Annotated in this window: 15 protein-coding genes; 7 read left to right on the forward strand and 8 right to left on the reverse strand. The window is 42.9% G+C overall.

Translation table 11 applies throughout. The features are described 5' to 3' along the window. Window positions 1-2: 2 nt before the first annotated feature. The 3 genes from fabG to fabF all read left to right on the forward strand — a co-directional run bounded on the left by fabG (window position 3) and on the right by fabF (window position 2,433). Window positions 3-740 carry a 3-oxoacyl-ACP reductase FabG gene (fabG, locus tag IPF37_00160; GenBank protein ID QQR49247.1) on the forward strand — a complete coding sequence of 246 codons (738 nt, stop codon included), beginning with the start codon at window positions 3-5 and terminating at the stop codon, window positions 738-740. Window positions 741-892: 152 nt separating this feature from the next. Further along, window positions 893-1,141 carry an acyl carrier protein gene (acpP, locus tag IPF37_00165; protein QQR49248.1) on the forward strand — a complete coding sequence of 83 codons (249 nt, stop codon included), beginning with the start codon at window positions 893-895 and terminating at the stop codon, window positions 1,139-1,141. 8 nt (window positions 1,142-1,149) lie between these two features. After that, on the forward strand, window positions 1,150-2,433 hold the full coding sequence (gene fabF / locus IPF37_00170; GenBank protein QQR49249.1) for a beta-ketoacyl-ACP synthase II: 1,284 nt from the start codon (window positions 1,150-1,152) through the stop codon (window positions 2,431-2,433). Between the two features lie 69 nt (window positions 2,434-2,502). Here fabF and IPF37_00175 read toward each other — a convergent pair whose 3' ends face one another. From IPF37_00175 to IPF37_00190, 4 genes are all read right to left on the reverse strand, one after another. Continuing rightward, window positions 2,503-4,689 (reverse strand): hypothetical protein, encoded by a 2,187-nt coding sequence (locus IPF37_00175; protein QQR49250.1) that lies wholly within the window; start codon window positions 4,687-4,689, stop codon window positions 2,503-2,505. 192 nt (window positions 4,690-4,881) lie between these two features. Further along, window positions 4,882-5,835: a hypothetical protein gene (locus tag IPF37_00180; protein QQR49251.1), complete on the reverse strand. Its 954-nt coding sequence runs from the start codon at window positions 5,833-5,835 to the stop codon at window positions 4,882-4,884. 157 nt (window positions 5,836-5,992) lie between these two features. Continuing rightward, complete coding sequence (locus IPF37_00185) at window positions 5,993-6,295, reverse strand: GIY-YIG nuclease family protein (GenBank protein QQR49252.1); 303 nt, start codon at window positions 6,293-6,295, stop codon at window positions 5,993-5,995. A 430-nt stretch (window positions 6,296-6,725) separates the two neighbouring features. After that, the gene (locus IPF37_00190) at window positions 6,726-8,153 is read right to left on the reverse strand and encodes a hypothetical protein (protein QQR49253.1); all 1,428 of its coding nucleotides are present in this window, start codon (window positions 8,151-8,153) and stop codon (window positions 6,726-6,728) included. A 376-nt stretch (window positions 8,154-8,529) separates the two neighbouring features. Between IPF37_00190 and IPF37_00195 the strand changes: the two genes are divergently transcribed. Beyond that, window positions 8,530-9,366 (forward strand): 2OG-Fe(II) oxygenase, encoded by an 837-nt coding sequence (locus IPF37_00195; protein ID QQR49254.1) that lies wholly within the window; start codon window positions 8,530-8,532, stop codon window positions 9,364-9,366. A 117-nt stretch (window positions 9,367-9,483) separates the two neighbouring features. On the opposite strand, the gene IPF37_00200 is transcribed toward IPF37_00195, so the two are convergent. From IPF37_00200 to IPF37_00210, 3 genes are all read right to left on the reverse strand, one after another. Next, on the reverse strand, window positions 9,484-9,816 hold the full coding sequence (locus IPF37_00200) for a hypothetical protein (GenBank protein QQR49255.1): 333 nt from the start codon (window positions 9,814-9,816) through the stop codon (window positions 9,484-9,486). A 15-nt stretch (window positions 9,817-9,831) separates the two neighbouring features. Further along, window positions 9,832-10,890 (reverse strand): hypothetical protein, encoded by a 1,059-nt coding sequence (locus IPF37_00205; protein ID QQR49256.1) that lies wholly within the window; start codon window positions 10,888-10,890, stop codon window positions 9,832-9,834. Window positions 10,891-11,000: 110 nt separating this feature from the next. After that, entirely contained in the window at window positions 11,001-12,482 is a 1,482-nt protein-coding gene (locus tag IPF37_00210; protein ID QQR49257.1) for a hypothetical protein, read from the reverse strand. Between the two features lie 391 nt (window positions 12,483-12,873). Between IPF37_00210 and IPF37_00215 the strand changes: the two genes are divergently transcribed. Beyond that, on the forward strand, window positions 12,874-13,170 hold the full coding sequence (locus IPF37_00215) for a nucleotidyltransferase domain-containing protein (GenBank protein QQR49258.1): 297 nt from the start codon (window positions 12,874-12,876) through the stop codon (window positions 13,168-13,170). Continuing rightward, on the forward strand, window positions 13,161-13,598 hold the full coding sequence (locus IPF37_00220) for a nucleotidyltransferase substrate binding protein (protein QQR49259.1): 438 nt from the start codon (window positions 13,161-13,163) through the stop codon (window positions 13,596-13,598). Before IPF37_00215 ends, IPF37_00220 begins: the two co-directional genes overlap by 10 nt. A gap of 64 nt (window positions 13,599-13,662) precedes the next feature. Here the strand turns inward: IPF37_00220 and IPF37_00225 are convergent, their stop codons facing one another. Continuing rightward, the gene (locus tag IPF37_00225) at window positions 13,663-14,076 is read right to left on the reverse strand and encodes a DUF4143 domain-containing protein (GenBank protein QQR49832.1); all 414 of its coding nucleotides are present in this window, start codon (window positions 14,074-14,076) and stop codon (window positions 13,663-13,665) included. Between the two features lie 448 nt (window positions 14,077-14,524). Between IPF37_00225 and IPF37_00230 the strand changes: the two genes are divergently transcribed. Beyond that, a complete protein-coding gene (locus tag IPF37_00230; GenBank protein QQR49260.1) occupies window positions 14,525-15,724 on the forward strand; it encodes an ATP-binding protein in 1,200 nt (399 codons plus the stop codon). Window positions 15,725-15,738 lie beyond the last annotated feature (14 nt).

The raw sequence follows: 15,738 nt of genomic DNA on the forward strand, positions 1-15,738 counted from the left end.
CAATGTATTGCCTGGTAACCGGTGGGGCGCAGGGTATTGGCCGCGCCATCGTAAAACTTTTTTTGCAGCGCGGCGATCGCGTTGTGGTACTCGATTGCCTTGATGAAAAAACAGAAACAGTGCAATCATTAAAAGCTGAAGGCGTTGAATATGTTATGTGCGATATTGCTTCCGCTGCATCTGTTCAGCAGGCTTTTGCACAGATCGATCAACAAAAAATACGCCTTGATGTTTTGGTTAATAATGCCGGCATAGCGCGCGATGCATTGGCTGTTCGCATGCGTGAGGCAGACTGGGATGCTGTGCTCGATGTTAATCTCAAAGGGGCTTTTTTATGTGCTCAGCAAGCTCTCAAGCGCATGATGGTTTCTTCTGTTTCTGATGGTGGGCAACGTCTGCCTTCGTACATTATCAACATGAGTTCAGTGGTAGCATTGACCGGAAACGCTGGCCAAGTGGCGTATGCGGCGAGTAAGGCTGGCTTGATTGCGTTGACCAAATCGTTGGCGCAGGAATATGCCAATCGTGGTATTTTAGTTAATGCGATAGCGCCTGGCTTTATTGAAACGCCAATGACGCAGCGGCTTTCTGAAGAAATAAAGCATAAAATTTTTGAACAGATTCCGCTTAAGCGGTTTGGTACGGTTGATGATGTAGCGCAGATGGTTTTATTTTTGACCTCTGGCAAGGCTGATTATGTTACTGGGCAGGTGTTAAGCGTTAATGGCGGTATGTATTAGATTTTTCATAAAATAAAAAAATGAAATATTTCACAAAAAGATAAAAACAGAACATAGAAAAATTCTCAATTTTCGCTATTCTTTAATTCTTTTAAAAGATTATAAAAATTCGTTATAAATAAGTAGATAACTCAAATTAAAGGAGCTGCCACATGGCTTTTTCACGCGAAGATACTTTACAAAAGATACAACTTATCATTGCCGACAAACTCAGCATGCCACAAGAAAATATTAAACCAGAAGCTACATTTAAAGATCTTGGCGCCGATTCATTGGACATTGTTGAAATTATCATGAGCTTTGAAGAAACCTTTGGCGTTGAAATTAAAGACGAAGATGCTGAACAAATTAAAACAATTGCACAAGCGGTTGATTTAATTCATAACGCTCGTACCAAATAACGTATGACATGCAACACGCACAGAAATATGAAGTGGTGGTTACCGGCCTCGGGCTGGTAACGCCCGTCGGCAACGATGTGGCCACATCGTGGTATGCGCTGACCAACGGCATTTCAGGAATAGAAGCTTATCAGCCGCCAGTCGATGCGCCAGCGTATCAGCACAATGTTGCTGGCATGCCAATCGGTTTAGTAAAAAATATCAATAATCAGCTTGATGCCTTGCTACCAGCCAAGCTACGGGCTCGCAGTGAGCGTTTTACGCATTTAGCATTACTTGCCAGCGGCCAGGCCATGGCCGATGCCGGCTTTGATACGCAGATTCCGCATGAACGCGAAAGCTTTGGCGTGTACGTTGGCGTGGGGATTGGTGGCTTGGGCACCGTGCAAGAAGCATCTCTTGGCTATGCCCAAAAAGGTGACAATGGCGTATCGCCGCTCGTGATTCCCAAAGCAATTAACAACATTGCCGCTTCGTGGGTAGCCATGCAGTACAACCTGCAAGGGCCTATGCTCGCCCTGACCAATGCCTGTGCTTCAGGAGCAGACGCCATTGGTTTTGCCTTTCGGGCCGTGCGAGATGGCTATGCAAACATTATGCTGGCGGGTGGGGCGGAAGGCTGTGCCAATCCGTTGGCCATGACCGCTTTTGACAATATGCGGGCGTTAACGCGTTGGTCGGGCAGCCCTCAGAGCGCCAGCCGGCCGTTTGATGCCCAGCGAGCAGGTTTTGTGATGGGCGAAGGAGCCGGGATGCTGGTTCTTGAGCGCAAAGAGCATGCCGTTGCTCGAGGCGCCAAAATATATGCCGAGATTGTCGGATATGGTTCTCAGGCAGATGCTTACCATCTGACGGCCATGCACCCAGAAGGGCGCGGTGCTGTCCAAGCAATCAGGCATGCGCTGCGCGATGCCAACCTAGCGCCAGAACAAATTGATTATATTAATGCTCATGGCACCGGAACGCTTATGAACGATATGGTGGAAACGCAAGCATTACAACAAGTTTTTGGGCCGCATGTCGACCCGGCAACGCCTGGCCACGCGCTCGTGAGCTCAACAAAGTCCATGACTGGCCACATGATTGCGGCCGCCGGTGGTGTTGAAGCAGGCATTTGCGTGCTGGCACTTGAACATCAGCTGGTGCCGCCAACCATCAACCTGGACAACCCAGACCCAGCCTGTTCGCTTGATTACGTGCCGCACGTGGCGCGTGAAAAGTGCGTGCGGTATGCGCTGTCGAATTCGTTTGGGTTTGGTGGTGGGAATGCGGTTTTGGTTTTTAAGAAATAATAAGTTTTGAGATAAAAAGGCCTACAATTTCTTGTAGGCCTTGATAATTAGTTGATATAAATTTTCTTATTACTCTTCTGTTGGTGGCTGAACAACATAATGTTTCGAGAGATCGTGTGTTACTGGAATGGCCAGAGGTACTGTTATTTTTCCTACATTAAATCCAAATGATAATGCTGACAATCCCATCATAGCCTTTCTTTCTACTCCTAATATAACCGCGACACCCGTAATAAAGGAATGAAGTGCTGTCATTCCCGCAGGACCAATCTTCTCCATACCCTGATCAACGATGGTAAGTGCTGCCCCAATTTCCCCTAGTGGCTTTGACGTCCAGTCATACGCGTCTGCACCTTTGGATACGAGATGATAATCACGCCATTCAAGGGCTTTTGCTGTTTGTTCTGGAGTGAATACGGTTACTGTTTCGTCGGCCCAGAAACTGAAAGGATTCCACTTGTGTCTGGTACGAATAGTTACGTTATAATCGCCATTGCTAGTTCTTTCTATTGTTTTTACGATGGCAATTTTATCTGAGAATTCAGGTCTTAAAGGGAATGCTTCTTTTAATAGTGCTTCGAAATTAGGATCAACCGCTTTTTCAGCTTTTTCTCTCAGCTGTTTTTCTTCTTCAACTTGTTGATTAAGTTGTGAAATTTCTTCTTTATGTTTCTCTTGTGATTCTGTTTCGCGTTGCTCAGCCTGTTTCTTTAGTAGTTTTTCTTCTTCAAGTTGTTGTTTTAATGCAGCTAGTTCTTTTCTGCTTATCTCTTCCCTGTTTTTGCTTTCTTTAAGTTCTTTTTTTAAGGTGATTGCTTCTGGGTCATCTGACGATGTTTCGTTAAGATTTGCTTCTATTTTGTTAGTATTTTTGATGTCTTGAGCAAGTAATTTTTCAAGTGTTTTTATAGCGGCTTGCGTATGTTCTTCAAAAATACTTATCAAGCTATTCCATGCTTTTTTAACAGTTGACGGGGCATTATCACGAGCTACTTTTTCAGCCAGTTCGTTGATTCGTTGTTGTTCGTACTGTTGAGCTTTTGCGGCTTCTAAGAATTGAGAGTGTGCAATCCGTGCTGTTTCTTTTTCAGCTTGTTTAGTTTCTTCAACTGCTTTGATATCAAAACCAGAATGTTGTACTGGGTCGTAGAAGCTAGAACTATAGCCAGTAAATAAATTGCGAATGCTTTGAAAAAAACTAGGTTGAGGCGTCGCTACTTGGTTTTGGGCAAATTCCGTTGGTGTTTGGTTCATTGTGCGTTGTTGCATTAAATTTATAGCGTCAATTTTTACTACGTCAGGAGTTGGTTGCTCAGCTTCGGCAACTTGAACTACTTCTTTTACCGCTGTTTCAAGATCTTGTGAGGGACTTGATGTGGTAATATCTTTGACTTGAATTTTTGCTACGTCGCCGGTTCCGTTAATGGCTTCGGTTACGTCGACAGCCTCAACTTGTTGAGGCGGGTGCATGCTTGGGTCTTGAATTTTTACTAAAAGATTGAAGCCGCCCACCGCAACAGACATCAACATGATGCCCGTCAAAAATTTAGTAGCAATTGAAGGCTTTTCTTCTACCAGTTCAGGAGCTTCAGGCATAAAAGCTTCAAGTGTTGCGGAAAGGTCTTTATAGATCTCATGATCAGTAATTTTTTGGAGTATTAAATCAGCAGGTTCAAGAAATTGTTCCTCAAAATTTTCTTCGCTCATTTCTTTTTTTACCAACGGAGTTCCGTGTTCAATTAAGAGCCTGAGCTTAGGAATCATAAGTGCCTGTTCTTCTGCCGATTGATGTGCAGTAAAAAAGTGAGAACATTCATTCAAAAGTTTAAAAAAATCCTCGCTGGTCATTTCTGTTCTTTTCTGAGCGACAGCATTTTCAAGAGTCTTTGCAAGGTCTTGGTAAGCGTTGTTGCCAATTATTTCTTCAATTTCGCCAAGAAGCTGAGCCTGAATACTGTCAGAGACCAGTTCAATGCGGCTTTGCTTACATTCTTTTATGGCTTTTTCGATAAACGACTTTGTTTGATTAAGCGCTTCTTGCTGGTCACTCTGATCCATATTTTCGTAGTTGTCCGCATACGCGTTGGCGTATTCTTGAGCCAGCTTATGCTCGCGCTCTTTGATTTTTGCTTGTGCGAGTTGGGCAAATTTGTTAATTTCTTTGCCTTTTGATAGCGGGCTGGTAACGCAAAAAGCGTTGCCGGCTAGCATGAAAGCGGCTACAAGCGCTAAGCTAAGTGTGCGATTAAACTTCATACAACATCCTTTTTTTAACATTATTAAGCTTTTTAATGGCTTATCTCATTTTCTTTAGTTTAGCACCTTGCTTAATTAAATGTCAAATAGAAAATATTACAAAAGGAGGAGCGGGTGGGAGTTGGGGAAAACAAAAAAGGGGCGTACCAGATGGTACGCCCCGGAATTATTGGTCAGATCAGTTAAATTACTTTATTTAGCAATAGGCAGCGTTGGACAATCATTGAAAAAGCTGCGAAGCCACGATACGCATTCAGGGCTTACTGCTTTTGCTTCAAGGCGTGCTAGTTCGGCAAGTCTGGCTGCTTCTGCTGCTGCTGCTTTAGCTGCTGCCTCGGCTGCAAGTCTTGCAGCTTCCGTTGCCGCTTCGGCTGCTTTTCTTCCAGCTTCTGCGCGGGCTTTGGCGGCCAGTGCGTCTGAAAGGCTGCTTGGGATTGCTCCCGCGGTCAAAAAGTTGATCACTTCTTTATAGTCAGCTATGCCGTTGCCATTTAAATCAAATGGATTAATGCCGAAATAATAATAAGCAACTGTAGCTGCTGCTGCTAGCGTACCGACCCCGGCAACAGCCGCGCCCTTGCGGGAAAAAACTGTTGAGGCCCAGCTTTTAGCAGAAACGGGGTTGGCTGGGTTGTCTGCAGTAAGATTGGCGGTAAAATGGTTGGCCAGGCTTGCTACAACATTGGCAGGTGCCGATTCAGCAAAGTGTTTACCAGCGGGCGTTTCTTGCTTTATGGTTTGTATTTCTTCTTGCTTGATTGGTGGGATTATTTGGTGGTTGGCAAAGTTTGTCTTAAGATAATTTTTGAGCGCTTTGCGAGCTGCTAGGTTTTGGGAGATGCTATTAATAAGCTGTATTTCTATGCTGTTTTTTACGTGTTCAAAGCTTGCTTGGTCGTTGCAGGCATGTAATGCCATATCAATAAAAGCTTGTGTTTGTTCAATCATCGCTGCTTGGGTTGCTGCATCAGCGTTGGCATTAGCGTTAAAAGCTTCTTGATAGCAAAGAGCTATATTGAATGCGTTATGTTGCGTGACCGGGACCGTGCTCAGTGTTTTAAAAGATTTTGGCAATGCGGCACCAAGGGCCTGGCTAGCGAACATGAGTGCGCATGCAAAAGCTATGCTTTTATGAATAAAGTTCATAATAAATACCTCCGAAAAAACTAAGAAAAATAACCTCGCACAGGATTTATAACCTTCCCAAATGGCTTTGATACCATTATGTATCCAGGCTACCCCGGGGTAGTTTTGTTGTCAAATGGTCTATAAAAAGTTGACTATTTGGGTTTATATGGGGTTTTTATGAGTGCTTGATTTTGGCTTTTTTCTCGTTTGAGAGCCTTATGAGCTCATCCCAATCCCGGGCAATTAAAGCTTCTTTTTTCCTTCTGGTCCAGCCTTTGATTTTTCGTTCCGCAGCAAGAGCTTCATCGCGCGTAACAAAGTCTTGTACAAAAACAACCTCGATTGGCAAGCGAGTGCTGGTATAACCTTTGGTTAGGCCAAAACGATGTTCGGAAATTCTTTTTTCAATATCATCTGTATGGCCGGTGTAGTAAGATCCGTCGCTACATTTGAGGATGTAAACATAAAATGGAAGCATAGTATTTTTTTTATACCAATAAGATACGAATTTATTTTTCTTATTACTAATAGTAACCGTTCGTCCTGAGCTTGTCGAAGGATTTGAACGGTTTCCTTTGTGCTTGGTGTGCGAGCATATTCGTCCTTTGTCCTTCGACAAGCTCAGGACATACGGACTCAGAGCGAATGGCGGATTATAAATTTTTATACTTGCGAGGTATGTTTTTACTTTTCCTTACCTCTGGTGCTTTTTTTATCACAGGTTCTTAATATAGCCGTCAGCCCTGCCTGCCCGGCGTAGTTTTAACGAAGACGGGAGTTTATCGAAGGGTAGGGCGTAGTAGGAAGCGAAGCGTCTCGAAGGCCCTTGCCCGGCCCCAGCCTGCACAAGCATAAAAAAAGGGCGCACCTTGCGGGACGCCCTTTTCTAAAAGTATGATCAAGTTGTTTTATTTTTGAACTGGACAGTCGTTGAACCAGCTGCGAATCCATGATACGCATCCAGCGCTATTTGCTTTTTCACGAGCTGCTTGTTCAAGAGCTGCTATTCTTGCAAGTTCTTCTTGACGAGCTGCTTCTGCTGCTTTTTCACGAGCTGCTTTTGCATGTGCGTCTGCACGACTTGTTGGAAGTGATCCTTTGCCAAGTTCATACATAACTGCTTCTTTTGCTGCCACTGCAGCGTCTTTAATTTCGGTAACATCAGCTACGCCGTTGCCGTTAAGGTCTGCGTTAGCAAGTGTGTTGTACGCGCTGTTGTATCCTGCAACCAACGTGCTGTACGCGCTGTTGTAAGCGTTATCAGCAGCTTCTTTTGCTGCTACAGCAGCATCTTTAATTTCGGTAACGTCAGCTACGCCGTTGTCGTTAAGGTCTGCGTTAGCAAGTGTGCTGTACGCGCTGTTGTATCCTGCAACTAAAGTGCTGTATGCGCTGTTGTAAGCATTATCAGCAGCTTCTTTAACATCGGTAATATCCGCTACGCCGTTGCCGTTAAGGTCTGTGTTAAAGTCTGTATTAATCAAAGCATTGTACGCTTCATCGATATCTGATACGCCGTTGCCGTTTGTATCAAGGTTAAGGATGCGAGCGCCGCCATCAAGCGCGTAAACTGTTGCGCCAACGATACCAGTGCCAAGCGCGATTGCTCCATATTTACCTAATTCTTGAGCGATTACTTGAGCTTTAACTTGAGTTGCTATGTCTTGTTTTACTGCAACTTGATCTTGAATTTGAGCTGCTACGTCTGTTGGTTTTACTACTGGATCAACAACAACAGGAGTTTCCACGTTTGTTGTTGAAGTAAAGTTGTCTACCAAAGGAATGAATTGCAACAAGTTGGTGCTTGGTGTTGCAGGAGTTACTGCAACTCCTTCTTCGTCGATTTCTACTATTTCAACATTGTTTGGTTTAATAACGTCATCAACGTTGACTGCTGCTTGCTTGTTGCGTTCGATTTCCAATGCTGCTTGTCTTTCTTCTGCAACTGTTGCAAAAGTTGGATATTGAGCATCAAGAAGTGCTTTGATTTCTTGCGCTGCCGTAGCATCATTGAAGTGAGATCTGATAGTGCCAGCAATGAAAATATCAATGGTGATATTTTTCAAGCGTGCAAAGCTATGATCGTCTGTTGCTGTCAAAAGAAGTTTACGAGAAAAATCTTGTGCATTTTCAATGATGAGTTTTTTTGTATCAGAATCAGCGCTTTTATGAGCAATTATTGCTTTCTGATACATACTTGCCGTTGCTGTGGCATTCTGGTTTGTTACATTACTTGCAGCAACTAATGAGATGTCTTCAGGCAAGGTTGCGCCAAAAACTTGGCCAGTGAACATGATGGCGAAAGCAAAAGCTGCCGCTTTAAGGGTGAGTTTCATAATAAATACCTCCAAAAAAAATGAGAATAATAACCTCACAAATGAACTATAACCTCCAAAATGGCTCCATAACCATTTCCATCAGATTACCGGGAGGGGGTTTTATTGTCAAATGGGGTATTTAATGGTGTTTTTGTTTGTTTTTGGCCTGTTTTTATTTTGGTGTGATATGTATTTTTATGTTTTGAGGCTTTTTTATGGGAGGTTATTGGGCAATATTCCTTCTTTTTTTTGTTTTAAGTTTGTTAAACTTACCAATAAATTGAGTGTGAGGGTTTAGAAAAAGGTACAGGGAGGAGGTGATTGTTTGGACAAATGAATCAGGTTTTTTCGTTGGAATTTAATTATTTAATCGAATTTTTTATGAGGCAATTTTATGAAACAAAGTATTTTTTTGGTAGCTGGCCGCCTGGCAAGTAGGATCTTTTTTAGATTTTCTTGTGCTTTCATAATAGCTTTGCTCAGCTTTGCTCAGCTTTGCTCAGCTCAACAGCCACTCATCCCTCATGACCCCAATTTTTTGTCGTTGCCTAATAATGCGCGAACTGAGATCATTTCTCGCGAGCCTTTGATCATCTTGATCAATAATTTTATTACCGATGATGAGGCCAAAGCGCTCAAACAAGCAGCTCAACCTTTGCTCAAGAAATCGCTTGTTGTTGATGGTGAAAAGATTGATATTGAACATCCTGATAGAACATCAAGCTCGGCGTTTCTTACTATTGACTCATCCTCATCGCTTGCCTTGCCTATTACCAAGCGAGCAACTGATTTTCTGCGCACTACGACAACACACGCCGAAGGGCTTCAAGTTGTCCACTACAAAAATCATCAGCGTTATGATACACATTTCGATTATTTTGATCGAACCCAGCCAAGCGGACGAGCAGCAATTGGCGCCCGTGGTCAACGGGTTGCAACCGTTTTGGTTTACCTCAACGACGTGCAACCTGATTCTGGGGGTGAAACATTTTTCCCCAAAATTGGCGAGGGGCTTAAGGTTCGGCCTCAAAAAAATATGGCTGTTTTTTGGTATAACGTTCTGCCCTCAGGGCTGGAAGATGGAAGAACGTTGCACGCTGGTCTTCCGATAACTGGCGGTGAAAAATATGCACTTAATATTTGGATTCGAGACCCTCGTCTTGTTAATCAGGTAAATGAAACCCCGACCTCGCTATTAGTGGCTGCAAACAACGAGCAAGCTGATAAATAAGCAAAAGAACTGTAGATTCTATAAATGCAGCAATGATTGTCTTGCATGCAAAGAGCCCCCGGCCCTGCCTGGTCGGCAAGATCGGGGGCTAGTTCGGATTGATAGTTTAACGTTGTGTTACTTGGCGGCGTTTGCAAGTGCATCAAATGCACCAGCGTCCATGTTTAGCTCAGCTTGTGCGGTTATTTTGAGTAGTGAGGCTATTTTAGGTGCTAATGGTACGTTTACTTTATTATTGTAATGGGCTCCAAGTATTGCTTCAACTGTTGATGCTGTGTCAGGCTGTAGTTCGTTAATTAGGTTTTGTATAGATTGGATTGATTTCAATACGCCAAGCTGTGCCCGGGCAATATCTTTTGCAGGGACGCTGGCCGCTGCTGAGATCGAATTACTAAAAACAACCGAACAAGCAATTATTACACCAACGAAGATTGCTTTGATTTTTTTCATATTTATTCCTTATTATTAAGCTGTAATTACGTTCCATGCGGTATCAAGTTTGGTATCTGCGGGATTTGTTAACTGATTATAAATTGCCTGTTCTAGCAAGAAGAGCTTTCTTATTTGTGCAGCGTCTAGCGCTTTGAAGATAGCCTTGTTATCAGATGATATTGTTCCAAAATTATCGGCAGTTCCAAATTTTATAAAATTTTTGCTGAAATCATCTGGACTAACAAACCAAGTTTTTAATGCATATTGTGCTGAAGGTTCGCCTATAATCAGGGTTGCAAGTACGCCATTGTAAGCCAGTTCTCTCTCCGCGTCTGATACGCTTGCATCAGCATAGATTTCATTCACTTTAGCCCAGAACTGGTCAGCTGTTCCCGTGCCAGCTCCGAGTACTGCGCTTGGCGTTGTTGATGGTGTTGTTGCTGGTGCTGGTGCTGGTGCTGGTGCTGGTGGGGTTGCTGGTGCTGGTGCTGGTGCTGGTGTTGCTGGTGCTGGTGCTGGTGCTGGTGCTGGTGCTGGTGCTGGTGCTGGTGCTGGTGCTGGTGCTGGTGCTGGTGCTGGTGCTGGTGCTGGTGCTGGTGCTGGTGCTGGTGCTGGTGCTGGTGGTGGTGCTGGTGCTGGTGGGGTTGCTGGTGCTGGTGCTGGTGCTGGTGCTGGTGCTGGTGGGGTTGCTTTTACTTTATTAACGTATTTTGCAAGTTTTTGTGCGTCGTTTGGATGCTGGGATTTGAGGGCTTGAGGCATTTGCTCATCATAAAATATAGCGTTTATAAGAAGTTTGAATTGAGGCTCTAGTAAAGAATTTTTCTTAACCATTTGGTGTGCCTTTTTAACGTCGTTGGCTATAGCTTTTGCAAGCGCTGCATTATTAATATGCAAAAAGGTTAAGGCTTTGGTTGCATGATGTTTGATTGTAGGATTTTTGCCGTTTGCAAAATCATCAGCATACTTTGGTGCTAATCTTTTGTACTCTGCGATATTTTTATACGGTTGAGTGGTAGCCTGGATGGCAAGGCCTGTGGTGGCTACCAGGAAGATTCCCAGCAACGACTTTATACGATTGTGTGCTTTCATTTCTTTCTCCTCAAATTCTTGGGTTAATCGGTCTTTTTCTTCTAAAACTAAACAAATTTCTATGTGTCAATTTTAATTATAAAAAGCTGACACATAGAAAGTCAATAATTTTAGAATGAAAAACCTGCTTTACCCCAAACGGCATATTGTTCGACCGAGGAATTTTTAGGCGCAAATTCATAATAACCGCCAACGCCTATCGATGTTGGATAGCAGTCATTGATCTTGCATTTGTACGCAACACCTGCCGACAATTTATGAGTAATTTGTGATGGGGTTTTGGCGGCATCAACGTCAAGGTTGTCTGCAGTAAAGAATTCATCGCCAATCACAGCAAACCGATCAACTGCGCTCTCTGAGTCTTGTCCTGGTTTAACAATACCAACTTGGCCGATCAAATCGTCAGTGTTTTTGACCCAGAGCGATTCTTGGTCTTTCCAGTACAAGTTGTAGCCAATTTCAACCACACAATGCTTGTTTTGGAATGAAAGGTTGAGTAATGCATCGATTTGGCTGTTTGGTTGGACGCGCATGTCGCGGGTCAAAACGTTGGCAAGAGGGAAAAATGGCTTATTAACTTGGCCATTGCGAGCACCAAGGTAGTAGTGGCTCAATGGTTCTGAGTTGCCATCGGTAACGTTTTTAAGCCCGATGGTACGTGTTTCGGTGCCTTCAAACAAATATGAGTAGTTTAAGCAGCCGTCAACGCGTAATTTGCCTTGTTCGCCAGACCATACTTGTGCGCCGGCATAGATGTTGGCGCCAAGGCCTACATGGTGGCCGTTGCCATAAACTGGTTCAAAAAGATAGGTACCGCGTACTTTTGAGCCGGTTGGGATGGTAACAAATACTGAAACGAAAGCATGCGCTGTATCAGATTGGAAGTATTTGTAACCAAGTGCCAGGTCAAGGTCAGCAATTCCTGTTTTGCTACGGTCGCCGTCAATTTTGCCAAAAGCAAGTGGGACTTGTTGGTTTAGCTCGCCAGTTGTTACGTTAACGTTACCAGCAAAAAAGTCTGCCAGGTCGTAGCTATCGTTGGTTTCGCTTTCAACAAGGACTTCATTGCCATCATTAATAGTCATTTCCATGTCGGTTTCAACATGAATGATGGGCATGCTTGCTTTGAAAAACAAGTTTTTGATTGGGGCATTGATATCTTGAATGTAGTCCAAACGGAAACCAAATACTTCGCGTTCTGGATTGAACGTAACATTGCCTCTAACAAATTGTGTGCTTTCGCCTCCGATGGCATGAATCAAATGGCTGCCGTCTATTTCAACACCATCTGTTGCTGGGTTGCCAACCGCAAAGCCGTTAGTGCCATTACCAAAACCAAAGTAAGCACCAAGATCGTCATCGTTGGTCGATGCTTGCCAAAAACCAGTTATTTGAACGTGGCTGTTGATGCCATGCTTTTCTTTGTGTTGTTTGAAAAAGTGTGAATGCCAAGTTGTCCATTCCATAGCGCTGTCAACGTTGGTTGGTCGTGGCATTAAAAATGTTTTACCTGAATATTGGCGGTCGTTGTCGGCATACAAGCTGCCGACGCACAATGCTAAAAGTGCGAGTATGCGAAGATGTATTTTCATTATCTTTCCTTCTCCTTTTTGAATAGAACCTTTCTCCGTGCAGCCTTGAATATTTGCGTGATAATATTCTGGTACTGCGTACTTTACTACTTCGATCTGAGGTTATACAAAGGTTTTGGGGAGTGCAATATTTTTTATAAAAAATTGCTTTTTTGTTTGTTGATACGTATTTTTTGTTTTATTCTGATGTAACATCCCGATCGTGCTGAGCTTAGCCTGCCCGTCGTAGCTCGCAGAGCGTAGTCGGGTCGAAGCATGTGAAGTCAGGGCTTCAAAGTTCAAGGTAGCTTGAAGAAGAACAAAAAAGTTAGTTATGAAAAATCAGAGGCTGTAAGAAAAATTTATGTTATAGTGGTTCGGTAGAGAGTTTTTTTAAAAAAAGATGGAAATTATGAATTATCAAGATATAGAGCCATACCGAAAAGATCTTATAAAAATTATCTTCCACTATTTCCCATCGTGCCAAATATATCTTTTTGGATCACGAGCAACGCAAACTAATAACCCACATTCAGATATTGATTTGGCGATTGATTGTGGCCGCGTGGTGCCATTGCACGATCTTTCTGCTTTGATTGAGGCCATTGACGGACTTAATATTCCGTTTTACGTTGATATTGTTGATGTACGTAATACATCGCCGGTAATGGTTGAGCAAATTAATAAATGTGGGATTTTATGGAAATAATGACAGGAATTGAAAAATTAATTATTAAACAAACAACAACCTTACAAGCGTTGGCAAGACTTAAAGAAGAATTAGAAACTTTAAGTAAGCTTGATAATAGTTCATCTGGTGATCAAAAATTAATACGTACCTATCGTAATTCTGTAACCAAACTTTTTGAAATTTCATTCGATCTCTTTTGGAAATATGTTAAAGAATACCTTTGGGGCATGCACGGCATTGATCAACAATCTCCCAAAAATGTATTTCGCGAATGTTTTAAGCTTGACTTTGTCAGTCAGGCAGAAACAACTCAGCTCTTAACGATGGTTGATGAACGCAATAAGTTGGTTCATACCTACAATGAAGAAGTGGCAATTCTTATCTCGTACAACATTCCTCAGTATTATAACTTGATGAATCAGTTGCTTGATGCTATGAAAGTTTAAGATAATAATTGAGGTCCGCATGATCAGCAGGGCAAAAAAGATATTTGGTGATCAATTGATAATTTTATGTTTTGATAAACCCACCAATTCCTTGCGCGGTAATTTTGTCTGCCAACGGAAATGTTGCATGATGCGGATGTACCACATACAAATGGTCTAGTTTAAGATCTTGTAATGCGATTGTCATGGATGGGGTGTCGGTATATTTAATTTCAAAACCAAGTCGCTTACCATCTTTTATAATTAAAAGATCAAGTTCAGCACCGCTTTGCGTTGCCCAAAAAAAACATTCTTCAGGTTGTGCATGATACGTTTTGATAATTTCTTCGAGCACAAAACCTTCCCACGAAGGGCCAAGCCGCGGGTAAACTTGCAATGCTGCATTGTCATTGATGCCCAAAAGTGCATGCAGCAGGCCGCTGTCGCGCAGATAAATTTTGGGCGATTTTACTGATACGTATTTTTTGTTTTTTCTGATTTTCTTTTTGTTCCTTTTCTAGCGAGCATTGCTCTTTTAGTACTAATTTTTTTAGCTTTTTTTACAATCTCTGCTTTTTTCATAACTAACTTTTTTTGTTTTGCCCCTTCGAGACGCCTCGCTCCTCAGGGTGAGCGGGAGCGCTTTTCTTTCTTTTAATCCGTGCGCCCTGTTTGCCCGTCGCAGCTTTAGCGAAGTCGGGAGTTTGTCGAAGGGTAGGCCGTATGTCCTGCTTGCCCGGCGTTTCGACGTGTGCTTTTTTGGCAACAACTCCGTAGGCCTTTTTATGATTTGTCCTTGTAAATTGTCATTTCAATTTAAAAATTACAAGGATGGTGGGCAGTTGGAGTTTGTTGTTGATGCAGTTAAAGCCTCTTTGGGACGTGTTTTTAAGCAGGGTTGTGTAATTATGTAAGTCGGGTTATAGTTTTACACAGGTAGCTTTAAGATGGTCTCTGGTGCTGAAAGGAAAAGTATGTTTATCGAAAGAACCTTGAAGCCGGTGTTGCTTCACTACGCCTCAAAATTTGCTGTTGTTGCCGTTGTTGGTCCGCGGCAGTCTGGAAAAACGACGTTAACCAAAGAGGTGTTTGCCAATTATCGTTACTTCTCTTTGGAAGATCCCGATACGCTAGAAGCGGTGCGTAGCGATCCGCGCGGTTTTTTGGAACGTGATTATGGCACGCCTGGCATGATTATCGACGAATTTCAAAATGAACCGACTTTGTTGTCGTACATGCAAGGCATTGTGGACAGTAACTATCGGCCTGGTTATTTTATTTTGACCGGTTCCCAAAACTTTTTGATGAACGAAGCGATTACGCAATCGTTGGCCGGTCGCGTTGCGTTACTCACGCTTTTACCCTTAACAGCTAACGAATTGCAGCAAAGTGCTTTGTTGCCAGAGCAGGTTGATGTCGCCATTTTTAATGGTGGCTATCCAAATATCTTTTCGCGTGGCATGAGTCCGAGTGAATTTTATCCGCAGTATACAAAAACGTATGTTGAGCGCGATGTTCGGCAGTTAGTGAATGTTGCAAAGCTGAGTGAGTTTCAACGCTTTATGCGGCTGTGCGCTGGCCGCATCGGGCAAATTTTTAATGCTTCGTCCTTGGCTGATGATTGCAATGTGAGTGTGCCAACAATCAATTCCTGGGTTTCAATTCTTGAAGCTAGCTATGTTTTATTTTTATTGCAGCCGCATTTTAAAAATTTTAGCAAGCGTCTCATTAAGTCGCCCAAACTTTATTTTTACGATACCGGGCTTGCATGCTGGCTGTTAAAAATTGGTTCAGTTGAGCAGTTGCATGATCATTATTTGCGTGGCGGATTAATGGAATCGTTTGTGGTGGCAGAATTGTATAAAACATTTTACAACAAAGGCCTTGAGCCAACGGTTTATTTTTGGCGTGATAGCCATGGCCATGAAGTTGATTGTTTATTAGATTATGGTGTTGATCTGGTACCGATTGAGATTAAATCTGGGGCAACGGTTAATCAACGGTTTTTTGATAATCTTACATTTTGGCACACGCTTGCCGGCACTGATCGGTCGCAGGGCTATGTTGTTTATGCTGGTACTGAAAAGCATGAGCGCAGTTTCGGGACGGTAGTGAGTTGGCAGGATGTTAGTAGTATGGTGCGATAGTTTTTCAAAAAAAA

The organism is bacterium (assembly GCA_016699045.1).
In the GTDB taxonomy this organism is placed as follows: domain Bacteria; phylum Babelota; class Babeliae; order Babelales; family RVW-14; genus AaIE-18.

Excerpts from the sequence above, each read along its gene's own strand:
- IPF37_00230 (QQR49260.1), top strand. The coding sequence starts at position 14,525 with ATGGTCTCTGGTGCTGAAAGGAAAAGTATGTTTATCGAAAGAACCTTG.
- IPF37_00185 (QQR49252.1), bottom strand. The coding sequence starts at position 6,295 with ATGCTTCCATTTTATGTTTACATCCTCAAATGTAGCGACGGATCTTAC.
- IPF37_00215 (QQR49258.1), top strand. The coding sequence starts at position 12,874 with ATGAATTATCAAGATATAGAGCCATACCGAAAAGATCTTATAAAAATT.
- fabG (QQR49247.1), top strand. The coding sequence starts at position 3 with ATGTATTGCCTGGTAACCGGTGGGGCGCAGGGTATTGGCCGCGCCATC.
- IPF37_00210 (QQR49257.1), bottom strand. The coding sequence starts at position 12,482 with ATGAAAATACATCTTCGCATACTCGCACTTTTAGCATTGTGCGTCGGC.
- IPF37_00220 (QQR49259.1), top strand. The coding sequence starts at position 13,161 with ATGGAAATAATGACAGGAATTGAAAAATTAATTATTAAACAAACAACA.
- IPF37_00180 (QQR49251.1), bottom strand. The coding sequence starts at position 5,835 with ATGAACTTTATTCATAAAAGCATAGCTTTTGCATGCGCACTCATGTTC.
- fabF (QQR49249.1), top strand. The coding sequence starts at position 1,150 with ATGCAACACGCACAGAAATATGAAGTGGTGGTTACCGGCCTCGGGCTG.
- IPF37_00190 (QQR49253.1), bottom strand. The coding sequence starts at position 8,153 with ATGAAACTCACCCTTAAAGCGGCAGCTTTTGCTTTCGCCATCATGTTC.
- acpP (QQR49248.1), top strand. The coding sequence starts at position 893 with ATGGCTTTTTCACGCGAAGATACTTTACAAAAGATACAACTTATCATT.
- IPF37_00195 (QQR49254.1), top strand. The coding sequence starts at position 8,530 with ATGAAACAAAGTATTTTTTTGGTAGCTGGCCGCCTGGCAAGTAGGATC.
- IPF37_00200 (QQR49255.1), bottom strand. The coding sequence starts at position 9,816 with ATGAAAAAAATCAAAGCAATCTTCGTTGGTGTAATAATTGCTTGTTCG.
- IPF37_00175 (QQR49250.1), bottom strand. The coding sequence starts at position 4,689 with ATGAAGTTTAATCGCACACTTAGCTTAGCGCTTGTAGCCGCTTTCATG.
- IPF37_00205 (QQR49256.1), bottom strand. The coding sequence starts at position 10,890 with ATGAAAGCACACAATCGTATAAAGTCGTTGCTGGGAATCTTCCTGGTA.